This window comes from Kitasatospora sp. GAS1066B, from assembly GCF_041262605.1.
Lineage (GTDB): Bacteria > Actinomycetota > Actinomycetes > Streptomycetales > Streptomycetaceae > Kitasatospora.
This window is the reverse complement of sequence record NZ_JBGCCO010000027.1, coordinates 52,575-69,920: the sequence shown is the minus strand read 5'-3', so window position 1 is coordinate 69,920 and position 17,346 is coordinate 52,575. Positions and strand designations below refer to the sequence as shown.

Here is a 17,346-nt window from a genome sequence, read left to right as displayed (position 1 = left end):
GTCAGCCCCTCTGCTGCGGGAACGGGGCGCCACCGGTGGCGGTTTGGGCATGTTCGACGAGCGCGATCAGCGAGCGCACCGCGGCACCGCGCTCTCCTATATCGGCCGTAACGAGGGGGATACGCGGGTCGTTCAGGTGCAGGGCACGGCGGACGGTGGCTGCGGTGCCGGGCCGCTCCGTGCCGGGCTGGTCGATGACCACGGTGAGGGGGATGCCGCGCCGGTGGAGGTATTCGGTCGTGGCAAGGGAGCCCGGCGGGTCCTGGGGGTCGGCGATCACGAGCGCGGCATCAGCGGCACTGAGCAGCTCTTCCCAGCGGAACCAGTACCGCTCCTCGTCCGGGACAGCGAACAGGGTGACCGCGGCCCGCTCCAGGTCGATGCGGCCCAGGCCGAGGGTCACCGTTGCGTCGGGGTCCTCGCCCAGGCCACTGCCGGGGGCCGTGACGCTCAGCAGCTCGGTGACCGGTCGCAGCTCGGCATCGCTCAAGGATCGCGCCAGAACCTGCGCGGTGCCGGGCGGGCCGGCCACGAGGACCGCTAAGGACGGGCACCGGTCGAGCAGCAGGCAGTCCTCGGTGGAGGAGCGGAGGGATGGCACCGGGCGTCTTCCTGTGTCGTCGGTCGGGAACGGTGGCATGGCGCGGGTCATGCCTGGTCGAAGCCGCGCTGAACTTCCAGGTCGCTGACGTGCCGCTCGTGGAAGGCCAGTTCGGCATCGGCGGCCAGCGCGTAGTGGGCGACGACCTTCTCGCCGAACAGCTCGACGGCCAGCGCGCTGGTCTCGAAGGCGCCGACCGCATCGGAGAGCGACAGCGGCACCAGCGGGGCGTCGGCCTTCCGGTAGGCGTCACCGGTAACCGGCGGGGGCGGCGGCAGGGGCTGCTCGATCCCCCAGCGGGCTGCTGCCGCGGCGGCGGCCACCAGCAGGTAGGGGTTGGCGTCCGCGCCGGGCAGCCGCACCTCCAAGTGCAGGCCCGGGCCGTGCCCGACCACCCGCACGGCGCAGGAGCGGTTGTCGCGGCCCCAGGCGAACCGCGTCGGCGCGAAGCTGTGGTCGCGGTACCGCTTGTACGAGTTGACGTACGGGGCGACGAACGGCATCAGCTCCGGGAGCGCACCGAGCAGGCCGGCCACCACGTGCTCGCCCAGCGGCGACAGCTCGCCGGGGCGGTCCGGGTGGGCGAGCACCGGCTGGTCCTCCCTCCACAGCGACAGGTGCAGGTGCAGCCCCGACCCCGTCGAGTCGTCGGGCGCCGCCATGAACGTCGCGTCCATGTGGTGCCGTCCCGCGAATGCGCGCGTCGCCTCCTTGAACAGCACGTGCTGCTCGCAGGCCGCCGTCGCGTCGCCGTAGGGGAAGGTGATCTCCATCTGGCCCGGCGCGCCTTCGGTCTTGACCGCCTCCACCGGCAAACCGGCGTTCGACAGCGCGGAGGTCAGACGCGCGAGGTACTGCGCCACCTTCTCCGGCAGGTCGAAGGCGTAGTCCCGCCCCGGGCCGGTCACCGGCCGCCGAGTGCGCGCCCCCGCGCCCTGCTGCACCTGGTCCTCGTCCGGGGCGTGGTAGACCACGAACTCGCTCTCCAACCCGACCCGCAGCTCCAGGCCGAGGCCGGCCAGTGCGGCGAGCTGCTCGCGCAGCACCGTGCCCGGCGCGACCGGTAGGCGCTGCCCGGTGGTGTCCAGCGGGTCGGCGAGCACCAGCGCGGTGTGCGGCACCCACGGCACCACCCGCGCCGTCCGGGCGTCGGGGGCCAGGCGCATGTCCCCGTAGCCGTCGCGCCACCAGCTCTCGGCCGCCACCATGCCCAAGTCGGTGGCCAACAGGTACCCGCAGCCCTCCATGCGCATCGTCTCGTCCAGCAGCTGCTCCACGACGCCGGCCGCCGGGAAGGTCTTGCCACGCAGCCGGCCCTGGAGATCGATGGTCGCGATCCGCACCCGGCGCACCTCACCGATCCGCACCGCCTCGCGGAACTGAATTGGCGTCAGCGTGCCGAGGAACTGCGGCCCCCTGCTCGGCCCGGGCATCGGCGCTGTGGCCATCACACGACCTCGGCTTCGAGCTCGGCCATCGCCCGGTCCGCGACCGGAATGTTGTAGCGGGGGCCGGCGACCCGGTAGCTGACCTCCGCGCCGATCAGGACCGCCACAAGAACCACGCCGGCGTAGTTGAACGTGTCCCGGGTCACCGGGGAGACCTGGGGCAGGCAGAACAGCAGCGTCACGCAGCCGACCCACACCACGGAGACGATGCCGATCGGCGTGCTCCAGCGGCCCAGGTTCCACGGGCCGGGCGTGAAGCGCCGTCCGGCCCGCAGGCGCAGGAACACGGGGATGGCGATGGCCGGGGTGATGCCGACGACGTTGATCGAGGTGACCGCGGCGTAGGCGGCCGGCGAGTACAGCACCGGCAGGGTGAGTACGAGGGCCACACTCACCGAGAGCCAGACTGCGGCCACTGGAGTTGCGGTCGTCGGCGAGACCTTGCGCCACCAGGCGGAGCCCGGCAGTGCCCCGTCGCGGGAGAAGGCGAACGCCATCCTGCTGGCGGCGGCGACCTCGGCGGCGCCGCAGAACAGTTGGGCACCGATCACGATCAGCATCAGGAGCTTCGCGCCGGTAGAGCCGACCGCGTCCAGGAAGATCTGCGCGGGTGGCACCCCGGTCGCGGTGCCGAGGGTGCCGGCGTAGTCCTGGATGGCGAAGGTCAGGCCGGCCAGCAGGACGGCGCCGGCGATCCAGGACACCCAGATCGAGCGGACGATCCCACGCGGTGCCGCCACCGACGCCCCGGTGGTCTCCTCGGACAGGTGCGCGCTCGCGTCGTAGCCGGAGAACGTGTACTGGGCCAGCAGCAGACCGACGGCGCTCACGTAGATCGAGTTGTGCCAGCCGGTGCCGTTGGCGAAGTGGGTGAACACAAAGGCGGCGGACTGGTGATGGGCCGGCACCAGGGCGAGCACGGCCACGATCACGGCCACCCCGGCCAGGTGCCAGACGACCGAGACGGAGTTCAGGATGCTGACCAGGCGCACCCCGCGCAGGTTCACCAGCGCGTGCAACAGCAGGATCAGGACGAAGATCATGAACAGCTTCGCCGGCGTCGGGGTGAAGGAGAACTGCATCTGCAGCAGAGCACCCACGAACTGGCTGGCCCCGTAGTCGATGCCGGCTATCGCCCCGAGCAGCCCCAGGAGGTTCAGCCAGCCGGTGTACCAGCCCCACTTCGGGCCGCCGAGCTTGTGCGCCTGGTAGTAGAGCGCGCCCGACGTCGGGTAGGCCGAGGTGACCTCGGCGAACGCCAGGCCGAGCAGCAGCACCATGAAGCCCACCCCGACCCAGCCCCACAGCATCACCGCCGGGCCGCCGGTGGTCATGCCGAACCCGTAGAGCGTCATGCAGCCGGACAGGATCGAGATCACCGAGAAGGACACCGCGAAGTTCCCGAACGCGCCCATCCGGCGCACCAGCACCTGGGGATACCCCAAGGACAACAGATGGGATTCGTCATCTCCGGCACTGACCGGAGCGGCGCGGTGGGTGCGAGGCACGGTTCCTCCAACATGGGTTCAGGGAAATCGGATTGGTGAGTGGCCGGGCGGCCGGGCAGTGCAGTCCTTCAGCGTTCGGGATCAGGTGCGGGCGACTGCCCTGGCGGCTTGGCGCCGGGCGTCCAGCAGCAGGTCGTGGCCTCCCCCGGGCCGGCTCGCCACGCTCTCCCAGGGCTGCTTGGAGCCCAGCGGTCCCAGGGCCTCGAACACCCGGGCCGCCTGCTCCTTCCTGTTGCCGGCCCACAGGGCGTGGGCGAGGTGGCTCAGGTCGACCACCGACCGTGCCTCACTCGCGTGTGCGAGGAACCAGCGCTCCCACGCCCGTTCGATGTCGCGGGTGCATGGCTCCTGCATCCACTGGTTGCGCAGCAGCGCCTCGCGCTTCGGGGAGTTGCGGTACCGCTCCACGTGCAGGTAGAGCGGCAGGAGCAGCAGGGGCGAACCCGTCGGGGTATGGCCCATCAGCCAGCTGACGAACTCCTGCCCGAACCCGGGACGGCCACGCTGTAGCCACCAGCGCAGCATCCGGTGGTGCCCTTCGCGGCTGTACGGGGCGCGCCGCTGGAGCTGATCCAGCAGCCACCAGGGGCCGGCGGGCAGCAGCGCATCCGGCGGGTTCCCGCCGTGCTCCTGGAGCACCTGGCCCGGGTCCAGGACGGCCAACTCCAGCATCGCCACCCATGGAACCGGATCGGCCGGCGCCACCCGCGCCGCGTGCCAGCACGCCTCCCGAGCCGTCCCGTGCATCGAGCCGGCCTCGGGACGGTCCCCTCGTGCTGCGGCCAGCGCCCGCAGCACCGCCACCCGCGCCCGCAGCACAGCGAGGTCGGTGCTGTCCGGGTCCTCGCGCGCCCAGTGCTCCAGCACGTCCGAGCGCACCGCCGTGCTGGCCAGAACCTGGCTGCGCGCGGTGCGCAGCGGCCAGGCGGCACCGGACCGGGCCAGCAGCTCGCGGGTGGACATCCACCGTCCCGCCTGAAGGTCCGTCACCGCACCGCGTAACTCGACGTCCAGACCGGCCGGGTGGAACACCACCTCGTCGTCCACTCTGACCGCCATCACCTCACCCCGACCGCGCTCGGCTGCCCGACCCGGCCGATCGCCCCGTATCGGGAGACCACTTCCGGACTCAGCACCGCCATCGCCTGGTCGTCCGGGTGCCACTGGTTGACCGGCACCAGGCCCGGCAGCAGCAGCCCGTCCAGGAGGGCCGCGACATCCTCCTCGCGCCGAGGGACGATCGGGATGCCGACAGACTCGTAGATCTCGACCAGCAGCGCCCACATGGCCGGTGCGAAGTCGGCGGTGGCATGGGAGACGACGACGAAGCTGCCGCTGGGCAGCGCCTCGACCAGCTCGGCGACCAGTCCGGCCGGATCCTCCTGGTCCGGGATGTGCTCGAGCACCGTCTCCAGGACGACCGCGACCGGCCGTCCCGCATCGAGCGCCTGCCGCATAGCGTCAGTGCCAAGGAGCACCGCCGGTTCGCGAAGATCGCCTTGTGCCACTGTTAGCCGGCCCGGCAACGGGCAGCTCAGCCGGGCCCGCAGGTGGCTGAGCACGAGCGGGTCCGCGTCGATGTGCAGCACCCTGGCGTCCGGCTGCTCCTCCTGGATCACGGCGTGCAGCGGCGGTTGGGTCGGCAGCCCTGCACCGAGGACCAGCCACTCCCGCACGTCCTCCTCCCGCGCGAGATGCCGTACTGCCCGTTCCACAAACCAGCGCCGGGCCTGCACCGCCTGCCCGATGGTCGGGACCGCAGCGATCAGCCGCTCGGCCGCCCTCCGATCCGTCGGCAGTGCGTCCTTCCCTCCGAGCAGGTGATCGGTGATCCGGGCCGGGCTTGGCCGCCCGGTCTCCAGCGCGGTCCGGGGTGCCTCGCAGTAGCTCACGCCGGCGCCGGAATCAACCGCGGGTGAGCGGTGAGCTCTGGGGGACTGGCGGGTCTGCGGGGCGGTCATGGCGTCCTCATCAGAGATTCGGGGCAACGGCGGGGTTGGTACACCCGCACGCCACGAAGGGGGTCACGCGGCGTGCGGGCGGTCGAGGGGGGGCCGCGCCGGTGGGACGACAAGCGCGGCCCGTTCTTCCCTGCTGCGGCGCCGAGTTGGCTGAACGCAACCGCAGAAGGAAAGCTTCAGAGCCCTCCATCGACGTCGGACTCATGCTGTCGGTGGAGGGATGGACAGGGCGACCACGGAGACGGACGGCTTCGGGACGTCCCGGGACGTTTTTCAGATTGGCGTGAGAGGAGATGGACGACCGGCCGTCCGGGCATCGGCTGAACGACCTGGTCTGTGGTCGATCGCTGTTCCTTTCGGCAGATCACAGAGAACCACTGCCAAGTCGGCGGAAACAGAGCAAACTTGCTGCATACATGTGGTGTCGGTGCAACAAAGTTGCTTCTGAGCTGCGGTGTTGCTGGAATCACGAAGTTCGGAGGTAGCCGATGGTCGTCAGCAGGAGGCTGGCCCTGGTTGCCCAGAGGGAGCTGGTCGGCCACACGCAGGAGACCCTCGCGGGTGCGCTCAATGTGGATCGGTCTACGGTTCACCGCTGGGAGAGCGGGAAGGGCGACCCTCGGCCGTGGCTTCGGCCTCGACTGGCGGCAGAACTTGGCATCTCCGTGACTCGACTGCAGGAACTGCTGACGACCGACCAAGATGGCAGTACCGCACCTGGCCCAGAGCGAGCCGCAGCGAACGCCGCGCCTTCCAGCGGGCTGCTTCCCTCCGTAGCGGGCGGAGTGCAGCTGACGGACAGCGAGGCTCAGGTAGCGGACTGGGCCTCCAGCTTCAAGTCTCCAGCAACCTTCCTGACGGATGATCATTCGTGGGTGACCTCCGACGACGTCGCGGTGGCGGACGACGTGCTCACGATGTTCCGCCAGCTCGACCACACCCACGGCGCGGGGCCCTTCGCCGCCCAGGTGAGCACCTACATCGACACCGAACTCGCGAGGCTGCTCGCCCGCCCCGCAGCGAGCGACGACACCGTGCGCGCCAGGGCTCGCGTAGCCACGGGCTTCCTCGAACTGGCCGGCTACCAGGCCGTCGACAGCGGAGACCCGACCCGTGCGCAGAGGTACTACCTGCGCGCTCTGGCGATGACGACCGCGAACCACGACCAGGCGTACGGGGCCTACCTCATCGCGGTGAACCTCGGCCACCTGGCTCTGCACGACAGCCAGCCGCGCTCCGCCCTGCGCTGGGCCGAGTCCGCCGCAGCGGCGGCGAGCACTATGGCAAGCCCGGCGACGCGGGCCGCCATCACCGCGGTACGTTCCCGGGCCCACGCCCGGATGGGCCAGGAGCAGGAGGCCACCGCGCTGATCTTGCAGGCAGAGCAACTCCTCAGTTCGTCCGTTACCGCAGACGAACCGTCATGGATCAGGTACTTCACGCCCGCCTACCTGGCGGACGAGATCGCGCACTGCCTGCACGACCTCGGCCGCTCCCCAGCCGCCCGGGGTCACCTCTCGGACGCCATTGAGGGCGTGGGACGGGACAAGGTTCGCCGCCTGGCGATCGACGCCGCGCTGCTCGCCTCGACATGGCTTCGCACAGGCGACATCGACCAGGCGTGTGCCGCTGGCCGCGACGCGGTGGACTACGCGGCCAGGACCTCGTCCGGGCGCTGCGTCCAGCGCGTCGCTAGCGTCCTGGAGGGACTCGATACCCATGCCGACTACGCGCCGGTAGCTGAGCTGCGCGAGTACGCGCGCCTCGTCCTGCCAGCTGCGGGCCGAGCCGCTAAGGCTGCGGCTCGCGGAGCATGAGCCTTTCGTAGAAGTCGAGTTCGGCCAGCAATGCGCGCTCCAGTGCGGCCGGTGCGGACAGGTAGTGGCCGACGCCCTCAAGGAACAGGGCCTCGTGGGGGCGGCCGAGTGCCGTGAGGTCGTTGGAGAGTCGGCGGGCGTCGTCTGCTGCGGCGATCTCGTCGTCGGTGCCGTGGATCAGCAGGACCGGGACGCGGACGGCCTCCGCGCGGACCTCCCCGGCCGGGCCGGCCAGTATGGCGGCGTGGGGCCGTTGGAAGCGCGGGACGGCTTTCTCCCAGCGCGCCGGGTCGGTGATCGCGGACGTGGCGGTCGCTGCGGTGAACGGGCCCCGGCGGCAGGCAGCCTGCAGCGCGGTGTATCCGCCAGCGCTGGCTCCGGTGATGAAGACGGCGTTCGGCAGCACCTGACCGCTCTCCAGCAGCTGGTGGGCGACGGTCGCGCAGTCCTCGACGTCGTACTCGCCCCAGTGGCCATGTAGGGCCTGCCGGAAGCCCCGGCCCTGGCCCGTGCTGCCGCGGTAAGCCACCTCCGCAACGGCGAAGCCCCGGCTGACGAAGAACTGCACGGCCCAGTCCAGGCGCAGCGGGACGTCGTCGGTGGGTCCCGGGTGGGCCCGGACGATCAGCGGAGCGGGGAGCCCACCACCGGGCTGGTGCAGCAGGTAGCGGATGGAGAGTTCACCGGTGTGGACCGTGCGGATGATCGGAATCGGAGTGGTGGGCTGGGCCGGGGCGATGTCGGGGTCGGGGATGATCGGCAGCGCCGACTGGTCACCAGGTCCGCCGAGGTCGACGGTGCGCACGGACGGTCGGCTGGTGGGGGTCGATCCGATGAAGAACGCTCGGTTGCCGTGCGTGGCGACGTAGGGCTTGATCGAGGTCAGGTTGGTGGCGTGCTGGGTCCGCCGGCCGTCACGGTGGACGGTCACCATCTGGGTGCGGATGCCGTCGTGGACGGTTAGCACGATCTGCCCTGAGTCGGTGAAGGCGTACGACCGGTACCCGCCTTCCCACGGCGCGGGCGCGCAGTCGGCCTCCATCGGCGCGACCGGCTCAATTGCCTCGCCTGTCCAGCGGTAGAGGTTCCACCATCCGGTGCGGTCGGACATGAAGTAGAGCAGCCCGTCGGGGCCCCAGAGCGGCTGGACGACAGCCTCCTGCTCGCTGCCGGCCAGCAGACGCCCTGGGCTCCTCCGGACGGGCAACGCGTCGGTCAGCAGGAGTCGTGTGGAGTCCCACGGCATCCGGTCGGCGTCCCACTCCAGATAGGCGAGCACCCCGCCGTGCAGCTGCGGGGAAGCGAGGAAGCCGGTCGAGCTGACCAGCACCCGGACACCGCCCTGCGGGGTGATCTCGACGATCTGGTCCCCTGCATCAGTGCCCCGAACCGCGAGCAAGATGTCCTCGGCATGGTGCAGCTCGCCGTACTGGTAGCCGTCAGACTCAGCGACGGCCAGCTCCGGCTCGGCGCCGGGCCGGAGCCGGTAGATCCTGCTGTCCCCGGCGACTACCCACTGGGCATCGGCTGTGACCGCGAAAGAACCGCCGCCATAGGCGTGAAGCCAGCCGCCCACCGACACTCCGGGCGGCGTCTGTGCCTGGGCCGGAGTGTCGGGGGCTGCGCGCATCAACCGGCGGGCCCCGCCCAGGTCGGGATCGGACTGGAGCCACCACAGGGCACCACCCGAGATCAGCAGCTCATCGTGCGACACCTGCTTGCGAGCCACCCACTGCGCCGCGAGCGGCCCACCGTCCTCGCCGGTCATCAGGTTCCCCTCGGCCGTCGATGTGCCCGGGCTCGAAGGCTACCTGTCCTGCCCGGTGCTGGCGAAGGGCAGGACTCAGACGTCGCTGCTCTCCTTCGGGGCGTAGCGCAGCAGCACAACGTCACCGACCGGTTGGGCCTCGATCAGCTTCATCCGCCGGGTACTACCGCCGGGGAACTGGGCGGGCTGGACAAAGCGCGGGGCTGCGGCGTCCCCGACGAGCAGGGGTGCGACGGCGATGTGAACCTCGTCCGCCAGCCCTTGGGAGAGGAACTGGGTGTGGATCGAGCTGCCGCCCTCCACCATCAGGCGCTTGACGCCTCGGGTGGCCAGGTCTTCGAGGAGGGCGCCGAAGTCCACGCTCGGGCCGGTGCTGACGACATCGGCGAGGCCGTCCAGGCTCTCGCGCAGCTTCGGCGCGGCCGCGTCGGTGGTGTAGACGACCTTCTTGTCACCGAAGTGCCAGAACTTGAGGTCGCGGTCGAGGTCGCCGCTGGCGGAGATGGTGACCTTGAGCGGGTACTCGGGCTTGCCCGCAGCGATGCGTTCCTCACGGCGCTTGTCGCTGTAGACCAGCAGCCTCGGGTTGTCGCTGCGCAGGGTGTTGCCGCCGATGAGGATGGCGTCCGCCTCGGATCGAACCTGGTCGACACGGTCGAAGTCCTCTGAGTTCGAGAGGAGCAGACGCTGCGGTGAGCTGTCGTCGATGTAGCCGTCGATGGAGGTGGCGACGCTCAGCAGGACGAAGGGGCGGTCGACCATCGTGCGATCCGTTCTCTCGGGGCGTGAAGTCCATCCTGATCAGACTTCATGGAACATCATGCTGTCGAGTGCCCGCTGAAACTCGATCACTTCTGGTACTGAACCCCATGGTTGAAGTAAGGCGTCGAGTGCTGCCAGCTCGCTGAAGATCCGGGCCGATCCGGTGACAGCGCCGATCGATAGGGCCTGGGCCGCAGTGGCAGCGGCCAGCTCGGGGCCGACCGCATGGAGCTGGGCGACGGCGGACCGGGCGAGGTACACACCTCGGTCACGGCGGTAGGACGCCGGCAGCGCTCGGATGGCCCGCTCGAAGCCGGTCACGGCCGCCTGGTGGCGGCCCAGGACGGACAGGGATCGGGCTCGCTGCGCCTCCACGTAGGCCGCATCCAGCCAACGTCCTCGGCCGACCACTGCCTCGCTCTCGCCACCGACCAGGACAAGGGCCTGGTCGTAGGTGCGCTGGGAGGCGAGTTCGTCCCCGAGCAGCGCGTGGCCGTGCGCGCCGTAGACCGCGCCCATCGCGCTGAGCCGGCTGCCCGGGCGGGCCAACCGCTGCGCCACCTCGGCAAGGTCAACAGCGTCGAGCGACTCACCCATGTCGCCGGCGAGCTGGGACTTGCGCGCCATGACGTAGGCGGTCAGGTCGGCGTCTCCGGAGCCACTGGACCAGTCGACTGCTCGGTCCGCCCAGTACTGGGCTGCGGGGTGATCGCCACTGTCCTGGTATAGCCAGCTGCAGAACTCCGCGTACTCGGCCTGGACTTGCAGCAGGTCTCGCCGGTCGCGGCCGGTCGCCTCACTGCGAAGGCGCTGAACGAGCCGAATGTGATCCTGAGCGGTGGAGACGACGTTGCGAGGGCCGAGGACGTTGTCGCACTCGGCGAGCGACCGCCGCAGGGTCCGCATGTTCTCCACCGGGTGCACGTCGGGCGAGAGAACGGGAGGCGCTGCCGCCAACGGCGAGACGGCAAGCCCAGGGAGCGCTGTCCCTCCGGCGGCCGCCGCGATTCCGCGGAGCAGTGCTCTGCGCGGCATGGTCACGAAGATGATCCTTCCGTCCGATGTCCGACAGCCGACTCGGACTTCTCCGCTCATGAGCGCCATGGAGGCACCACCGGACACAGCGCCAGGCTGTAACTCGCCCTGCCGAGCTAGGACTGCGGGGTTCTCGCTGACGGCCCCGCGGCCGGCGGAGTTCGGTGGAGAGACGGCGGCCAGCGGCTGATCCAACCGACTGGGACGTGCCAGTAACTCGTTCAGATCGTCCAGGCTCACGCCCAGGACAGCGGCCAACTTGGGCCGCTGCCAAGGCTGCGGTTCTCCGTCTCCCCGCTCCCACCGGCCCACGGTCGAGCGCTCGACGCCGGATGCCTCGGCCAAGGACTCCTGTGTGAAGCCCGCGCTCCTTCGGTGCCGGATGAAGCGCTCGCGCTTGTGGCCCACCGGCCACCACCCCCAAACTGCGCCAAGTCGTCCGTCGGCAGAACATGCCAGGCCATGCCCGGGTTTCCCCCAGCGATGCCACCTCGATGCATCAATTCTGCTCTGTTCCATCTCGGTTGGAGGCGCTTTGGTGGAGACCCACCGAAGTCCAAGGCCGCCATCGAGGCCGCCCGGGTTGAACGTCCCCGGACGTCTTCGAGGCGTCTCAGGACGCGGTCGCGCCGTCCACGTGGCGGCCGCCACCACCGACAGACCACCGGAGAGACCGGTGGGTGTCTGAGAGGAAATCTGATGGAGAACACCATGTCCGTTGTTCCGGAGCAGGACGGGGGCGGCCTCTTGGTCGCCGTCCGCAACATCCGCGCCGCGCGTTCCCGCGCCGACATGCCGTCCGACAACACGGGCGGCAAGTCGGACCAGAACGACACCTGAGCAGGACGCCCACGATGCATGATGCCGCTTCGTGGGCGGTGCGCCTGGGTGGGGACCAGTTCCTCACCCAGGCGTTCCACCGCTCCTACGCAGTCTTCCCGGCCGACGGGACCAACGGGACTCCGATTCTGTCCTGGGACGACCTGAACACCATCCTGTCCACGCACCGTATGGACCCGCCCAGGCTGCGCCTGTCGCAGGACGGGGTGACGGTCCCCCTTGACCGGTACTCGGCACCGACCACCAACCGGCGCGGCGTGACGTGGAACCGGATCCACCCCGCCGAGCTGCACGCTCGCCTCGCCGAGGGCGCCTCCCTGGTCGTGGACGCGATCGACGCGATCCATCCGCCGATCGGTGCCGCTGCCGAAGCCCTGGAACGCTTCTTCGGTACGCCGGTGCAGACGAACGCCTACGCTTCCTGGACCGAGACGGAGGGATTCGGCCGGCACTGGGACGATCACGATGTGGTCGTGGTCCAGCAGCACGGCGCGAAGCGTTGGCGTCTGTGGGAGCCGACCCGCACGGCGCCGACCTACCGTGACGTGGAGTCCCCGGAGGAGCCGGACGGTGACCCAGTCGCGGACATCGTCCTCAACCCCGGTGACGTCCTCTACCTGCCACGCGGATGGTGGCACACCGTTACCGCCGACCAGGGCACCGAGTCCCTTCACCTGACGTTCGGTCTCGTCACCCACACCGGAGCCGGCCTCATCAGCTGGCTGGCCGACCAGATGCACACCGACACCATCATGCGTCTGGACATCCCCCGCCACGCGGACCTGGCGGCGAAGTCCGCGTACCTGGACGCCCTGCGGGCGGCGATGACCAGCGCTCTGTCCGACCCCGCGCTGATCGACCGGTGGGCGGACTCCGTCGACACCACCCACCACGGACGGCCGGCCCCCTCCCTGCCGTACGTGGAAGCGATTCTCCCCAAGCCGGAGATCACCGTGCGGCTCACCGCGGCCCGCGCCAAGCTCACCACCAACCCCGACGCAGGCACCGTCACTCTGGCGGCGGCCGGCACCGAGTGGGAGTTCGCCGACCAGGCGGGACCCGTACTCCGGGCCCTGCTGACCGGAGAGGCCGCCACCCTCGCAGAGCTCGCTGACACCGCCGGCCTGGAGATCAAGGACGTGGCCGGTCTCCTGTCCGTCCTCATCAAGGGGCAGGCCGCCGCCGTCGTCAGGGCAGCCTCGTGAACGCCGTCCTCGGCCTGGGGACCTATCGGGTGCACGCCATCAACGAAGCGGCGCGCACCGCCCTTTCGGCCGGAGCAGCATGGATCGACACCGCACCCAACTACGCGCACGGCCACGCACATCGCGACCTCGCCACCGCGCTGGCCGAGCACCCGGCCGTCAGGGTGGCGACGAAGACCGGCTTCGACCCGCAGGGACACCACAGCCTCGCCCCCGCGTTCGTCCGCTCCCAGACCGAACAGTCCCTCGCTGAGCTCGGCCGAGCCGACCTGGTGTTCGTCCACAACCCCGAGCGGTCCAGCCACGACCGCCAGCAGCTACACCAGAACCTTCTCGCCGCGTTCGCCGTGCTGGAGGATTTCGCGCACGCCGGGCGCATCGGCGGCTACGGCGTCGCCACCTGGTCCGGCTTCACCTCGCAGGCGTTCACCGTCGCTGAGCTGATCGCCCTGGCCGGCGACGCCGCTGGCTCGCAGGAGCACCACCTCGCCGGGATGCAGATGCCGGTGAGCCTGATCATGGCCGAGCCCATCACCGAGGCCCTCGACGGCACCGGCCCGCTCAGCCACGCGCGCGATGCAGGGATCACAACCTTCGCCTCCGCGCCCCTGCACGGCGGCGAACTGCCTGCCCTGATGACCCCCGAACTGGTGAATCTCATCCAGCCGGGATCGACCCCGTACGCCGCCGCGTTCCACATCGTCGGCTCGTGCCCGGCGTTGGACGTCGTCCTCACCTCGACCAGCAGCCGCGAACACTGGGACGATGCCACGACAGCTCTTGCCCACCCGGTCCCCGAGGACCGACTCCGGAAGGTGCTCGATGTCCTTTCAGCCGGATGACGCGACCCGCCACCGCCTGGGGGGCGCACATGCTAAGGCCGCCGCCTTCCTCGGTCTCGTCTGCTCCGGCCCGTCCATCTTTGGCACCTCCGGCTCCACCATCGGCCGGCGGACCGAAGACGTCTGGCTTCGCGTCTCCTGCAGCCAACGCCGCCACGCCCCCCGGCCATCCGGTCAAGGCTCCCTCGGAGCGCAGCAGCTCATTCCGGAGTCCGTTCCGCGCCCGCGGCTGCACGACACCATGGACTGGACCGAGGCCAGCTTCTTCTACCAGGCCGACGTCTTCGACCTCGCCGGCCCCGCGGTCTCCGCGACACCAGATCTCCGCGAGGACCCGCAGTTGCAGGACGACTGGTGGAGCGGCCTGAAGAGCGCGCTGGACGGCATCGCCACCGCACCCGGCACGAAGGTCATCCTGCGGCCGGCGTGGATGGAAGAGGCGTTTCCGAAGTACCTCGGCATCCCGGCCCCCACCGAGGTCGAGCGGACCACCGGCCACGGAGATCTGCACTGGGCCAATCTGACCGCTCGGCCTCTCATGCTTCTGGACTGGGAGCGCTGGGGACTCGTCCCGGTCGGCTACGACCCCGCGCTGCTGTGGGTGAGCAGCCTTCTCGTCCCCGCCGTTGCGGACCGCATCCGCGTGGAGTTCTCCGACGTCCTCGACACCCCAGCGGGACGCGTCGGCCAGCTCGCCGCCCTCGCGGAGATGCTCCAGGCCGTTGACCGGGGGTACTACCCGGAACTTGCACCGCACCTTGTCGAGGCCGCGCACAGGCTCACCGGAGACCACTCTGCGTACTGATCACGGGCGGCCCGTTAACCCGCCTGAAGCTCCTGCACGATCTGGGCAGCTGCGTGCCGGGCCGGCCGCACTCGTGGATCTTCCGGGTGGGCGTCAGGGCCGACAAGCTTCGAGCAGGCGAACAGCATCATCAGCCTGCCGTTCCGGCTCTCCAACTCGCGCCGCCGCTCCCGGCGAACCCGGTCCGCCAGGGCAGGGACGGCAAGCGAACTGGCCCACAGCGACGCCGAGTCCAGACCCCGCGGCGCGTTCCCCCAGTCCTCCCAATCGAACAAACAGAATTGCGGTCCGGTGACGTTCGCCCAGTTCAGGTCCGCATGAGCTGGCACCCACTGCGTGACGGCTGTCTCGAACGTGCCGGGGAATGCAGCGCGGATGGCCTCGGTAACGACGGCCTGGGTGATGGTCATGGTGTCCGGGGTGGCAACGCGCGTCGTGTGCTGCCCAGCCAGCGCATCCAACGAGGAGCTCAATGCTTGCCACCAGGAATCGGGAAGCTCTGGGTCGGTGGCAACTACGCTGCTGCCGACCGGGTTTCCCGGCAGGAGACTGGTCTCGTCGGCCCGCCACACCGCCGCGTGCGACTCATCCCACCAGGCCAGTCCCGCGCACCAGGCAGGCTTGGCAATTCCCGTCAACGCCTGTGCACATTCGGTGCCGTTCCAGCCCTGGCCGTCGATCCTGTCGACCTGGCGCCGTTCGATCCGGACCCACGTGTCGCGATGCGTCCGCGCCCCGACAGAGCGGCGCTTCCGAACCACCGTTCCCCGCTCCAGGCACACCTGAAGAGCCCGCTCAACACGGTCAAGAACTTCGTCAACCGGCTCAACCCGCAAGTCGACAGAGGCAGAGGACATCGGGAGCGTCATGCGAGCGACCGTAGCAGCGGGGTACGCAGGGTCGCAGCGGTCAAACAGGTGCTGGGAAATCCAGCTCAGTACCCTCCAGTCCAATGCGGCCCCGATGGGTCCGCTTCGGTCGATGTCGCAGAAGAGTGTTCGCTCGGCACCGAGACAGCAATCCGAGACGGTAGTGAACTGCGGAATCAGCCGCTACGCGGTGCCGACAACCGTCCTGGGACGTCTTGAGGACGTCCCAGGACGGGGTCGCGCCGTCCAGGTTCCGACCACCAGCATCAACAGACCACCGAGCGAGTAGCGGCGCGCACAACGTGCCACGTTCGGCCTTCGGGCGACCAAACGATCGGTCACACTGAGGGATCATCCGGTAACTCAAATGATCAGGGAGGGTGTTCATGTCGACCAAGTCAGTGCCCGGCGATGGACAGCACGGCAAGGGCAGTAAGGGGAGCCCCGGGGGTGGCGTCACCCAGGGCGCCTGGGCGTTCGTCCAGGACCTGACCCGCGGCTTACTGGCACTGCGCCGCAGGTGAGTCTCCTACCCATGTTCGAGGACGGGGCCGGCCGTAGGTCAGCTGATCCGCTGGCCCTGGCGGGCCCCGTCCCCGCGGTCGACCTGTCCGCACTAGCCCTACTCCTGGCGCCACCCGCGATGCTGGGCGAGTTCGTTCCAGCCTCCCCCTGGCAGGACGTTCACCGGGTCCCTGTCGCTCTACCGCGGGTGCAGGCCGGCGATCTCAGATCGGAGTTCACCGCCTCTGTCCGCGAGCTCACCGAGGGCGCGCAGACGATCGGGGTCCTGGTCTCCGGCGGGTTGGACTCGCTGGCGGTACTGGTCCACGCGCTGCGCGTTGCTGGTGATCGCCGTGTGGTGGCTCTGACCACGGACCTACGCGACGATGTCGGCGGTAGCGCTGCGGCTGTTGTCCGCGGACTTCTGGATGAACTGGGGCTGCCGGCGGAACTGGTCGTGCTCGACCCTGCACGGGATCGTGCCGAGCCGGTGTGGATCGGAGCCGGGCCACGGCTGGACGCGCTGCCCGAGGTGAACGCGGCGGCGGCTGAGGTGGCGGACTCGCTCGGGTGCGCGGTGCTGCTCTCCGGGGACGGCGCCGATGAGCTGCTGGGCGTCCCACGGTTCGCCGCCACGGAGGTAGCCCGACGCCGGGGAATACGAGGTGCCGCGCGGTATGTGAACGATGTAGCCCACTCGGGCCCGGGAGCACCCGGGGAGGTCGTCGCACTGGCTGCGGGCCTGCTGCCTCGCCAGGCTCGGGCACGGGCCTACTGGGCCGCCAACTGGCCGTCCTGGTGTGATCCGGTGGCGGCCGCCGTGCTCGCGGAGCCCTTCCGAGAGGCGGCCACCGAGTGGGCCAGGAGGTGGGTGGACGGCACGGTCGCTGCTCATGCTTCGGCCGGGCGCACCTGGGCGCAGGCCGACGCCCGCGACGCGCTGCTGCCCCGCGAGGTCATCCCGCCCGCGGGGAGGGTGGCGGAGGCCTCGCCGTTCCTCCACTCGAACTTCCTCGCCGCAGCCCTCGCCCTTCCGATCGGCGACCGGTACCACCCGGGCCTGCCCAGCGCCTATCAGCGCTGCAAGGCCCAAGTGGTTCGGCTGCTTCCCAGCGGAACAGTCCATGCGCTCCCCCAGCGCAAGCAGTACTTCACCACCGCCCTCGGTCAGCAGGCTGAAGCCGGCAGGAAGGCCCCGATCTGCGTGGAGGCCGGACTGATCGACCCAGCCGCTCTGGCGATCGAGCAGGACGCGGCCGTGCTCCTGGTGGTGGCAGCCATCGAGCGCTGGCTGGCCGGCGCCCTGGAACACGGCGCCGCCCTGCGGTGACACCCCTACTGATGCGCCAGCGATCGGAGCAGCACATTGAACCGAGCTGCA

16 protein-coding genes and 2 pseudogenes are annotated in these 17,346 nt (G+C 70.1%); 8 read left to right on the top strand and 10 right to left on the bottom strand.

Features of this window, described 5'->3' with window-relative positions:
* Position 1: 1 nt before the first annotated feature.
* The 5 genes from ABH937_RS27420 to ABH937_RS27400 form a co-directional block, all read right to left on the bottom strand.
* The gene (locus tag ABH937_RS27420; protein WP_370219830.1) at positions 2 to 601 is read right to left on the bottom strand and encodes a hypothetical protein; all 600 of its coding nucleotides are present in this window, start codon (positions 599 to 601) and stop codon (positions 2 to 4) included.
* Positions 602 to 648: 47 nt separating this feature from the next.
* The gene (locus ABH937_RS27415) at positions 649 to 2,049 is read right to left on the bottom strand and encodes a glutamine synthetase family protein (protein WP_370219829.1); all 1,401 of its coding nucleotides are present in this window, start codon (positions 2,047 to 2,049) and stop codon (positions 649 to 651) included.
* Entirely contained in the window at positions 2,049 to 3,464 is a 1,416-nt protein-coding gene (locus ABH937_RS27410) for an amino acid permease (RefSeq protein WP_370219875.1), read from the bottom strand. Before ABH937_RS27410 ends, ABH937_RS27415 begins: the two co-directional genes overlap by 1 nt.
* Positions 3,465 to 3,638: 174 nt before the next feature.
* Positions 3,639 to 4,616: a hypothetical protein gene (locus ABH937_RS27405; protein ID WP_370219828.1), complete on the bottom strand. Its 978-nt coding sequence runs from the start codon at positions 4,614 to 4,616 to the stop codon at positions 3,639 to 3,641.
* Entirely contained in the window at positions 4,616 to 5,518 is a 903-nt protein-coding gene (locus ABH937_RS27400; RefSeq protein WP_370219827.1) for an SAM-dependent methyltransferase, read from the bottom strand. The genes ABH937_RS27405 and ABH937_RS27400 overlap by 1 nt, the downstream gene beginning before the upstream one ends.
* A gap of 488 nt (positions 5,519 to 6,006) precedes the next feature.
* Between ABH937_RS27400 and ABH937_RS27395 the strand changes: the two are divergent.
* Together ABH937_RS27395 and ABH937_RS27390 are read left to right on the top strand one after the other, a co-directional pair.
* Positions 6,007 to 6,192, top strand: a pseudogene (locus tag ABH937_RS27395) (helix-turn-helix transcriptional regulator); the annotation flags it as partial.
* A 201-nt stretch (positions 6,193 to 6,393) separates the two neighbouring features.
* On the top strand, positions 6,394 to 7,335 hold the full coding sequence (locus ABH937_RS27390) for a hypothetical protein (RefSeq protein WP_370219878.1): 942 nt from the start codon (positions 6,394 to 6,396) through the stop codon (positions 7,333 to 7,335).
* Here the strand turns inward: ABH937_RS27390 and ABH937_RS27385 are convergent.
* The 4 genes and pseudogenes from ABH937_RS27385 to ABH937_RS27370 form a co-directional block, all read right to left on the bottom strand.
* On the bottom strand, positions 7,310 to 9,103 hold the full coding sequence (locus ABH937_RS27385; RefSeq protein ID WP_370219826.1) for a prolyl oligopeptidase family serine peptidase: 1,794 nt from the start codon (positions 9,101 to 9,103) through the stop codon (positions 7,310 to 7,312). The genes ABH937_RS27390 and ABH937_RS27385 overlap by 26 nt on opposite strands.
* 75 nt (positions 9,104 to 9,178) lie before the next feature.
* Positions 9,179 to 9,865 carry a RibD family protein gene (locus ABH937_RS27380; protein ID WP_370219825.1) on the bottom strand — a complete coding sequence of 229 codons (687 nt, stop codon included), beginning with the start codon at positions 9,863 to 9,865 and terminating at the stop codon, positions 9,179 to 9,181.
* A 39-nt stretch (positions 9,866 to 9,904) separates the two neighbouring features.
* Complete coding sequence (locus tag ABH937_RS27375) at positions 9,905 to 10,822, bottom strand: DNA-binding protein (protein WP_370219874.1); 918 nt, start codon at positions 10,820 to 10,822, stop codon at positions 9,905 to 9,907.
* Positions 10,823 to 11,125: 303 nt separating this feature from the next.
* Positions 11,126 to 11,419: pseudogene (locus ABH937_RS27370) on the bottom strand (helix-turn-helix transcriptional regulator); the annotation flags it as partial.
* Between the two features lie 180 nt (positions 11,420 to 11,599).
* Between ABH937_RS27370 and ABH937_RS27365 the strand changes: the two are divergent.
* The 4 genes from ABH937_RS27365 (at position 11,600) to ABH937_RS27350 (ending at position 14,592) form a co-directional block, all read left to right on the top strand.
* Complete coding sequence (locus tag ABH937_RS27365; protein WP_370219824.1) at positions 11,600 to 11,740, top strand: hypothetical protein; 141 nt, start codon at positions 11,600 to 11,602, stop codon at positions 11,738 to 11,740.
* 14 nt (positions 11,741 to 11,754) lie between these two features.
* The gene (locus ABH937_RS27360) at positions 11,755 to 12,945 is read left to right on the top strand and encodes a cupin domain-containing protein (protein ID WP_370219823.1); all 1,191 of its coding nucleotides are present in this window, start codon (positions 11,755 to 11,757) and stop codon (positions 12,943 to 12,945) included.
* A complete protein-coding gene (locus tag ABH937_RS27355) occupies positions 12,942 to 13,787 on the top strand; it encodes an aldo/keto reductase (RefSeq protein ID WP_370219822.1) in 846 nt (281 codons plus the stop codon). The genes ABH937_RS27360 and ABH937_RS27355 overlap by 4 nt, the downstream gene beginning before the upstream one ends.
* Before the next feature lie 241 nt (positions 13,788 to 14,028).
* Positions 14,029 to 14,592, top strand: a complete 564-nt coding sequence (locus tag ABH937_RS27350) for a hypothetical protein (protein ID WP_370219821.1) — start codon at positions 14,029 to 14,031, stop codon at positions 14,590 to 14,592.
* A gap of 14 nt (positions 14,593 to 14,606) precedes the next feature.
* Here the strand turns inward: ABH937_RS27350 and ABH937_RS27345 are convergent, their stop codons facing one another.
* Positions 14,607 to 15,461, bottom strand: coding sequence for a hypothetical protein (locus ABH937_RS27345; protein ID WP_370219820.1), 855 nt, complete (start codon positions 15,459 to 15,461; stop codon positions 14,607 to 14,609).
* A gap of 386 nt (positions 15,462 to 15,847) precedes the next feature.
* Here ABH937_RS27345 and ABH937_RS27340 point away from each other — a divergent pair, with 386 nt between their 5' ends.
* Positions 15,848 to 15,985 carry a hypothetical protein gene (locus ABH937_RS27340; RefSeq protein WP_370219819.1) on the top strand — a complete coding sequence of 46 codons (138 nt, stop codon included), beginning with the start codon at positions 15,848 to 15,850 and terminating at the stop codon, positions 15,983 to 15,985.
* Positions 15,986 to 15,996: 11 nt separating this feature from the next.
* Positions 15,997 to 17,295 (top strand): asparagine synthase-related protein, encoded by a 1,299-nt coding sequence (locus ABH937_RS27335; RefSeq protein ID WP_370219818.1) that lies wholly within the window; start codon positions 15,997 to 15,999, stop codon positions 17,293 to 17,295.
* The last annotated feature ends 51 nt before the right edge of the window (positions 17,296 to 17,346 follow it).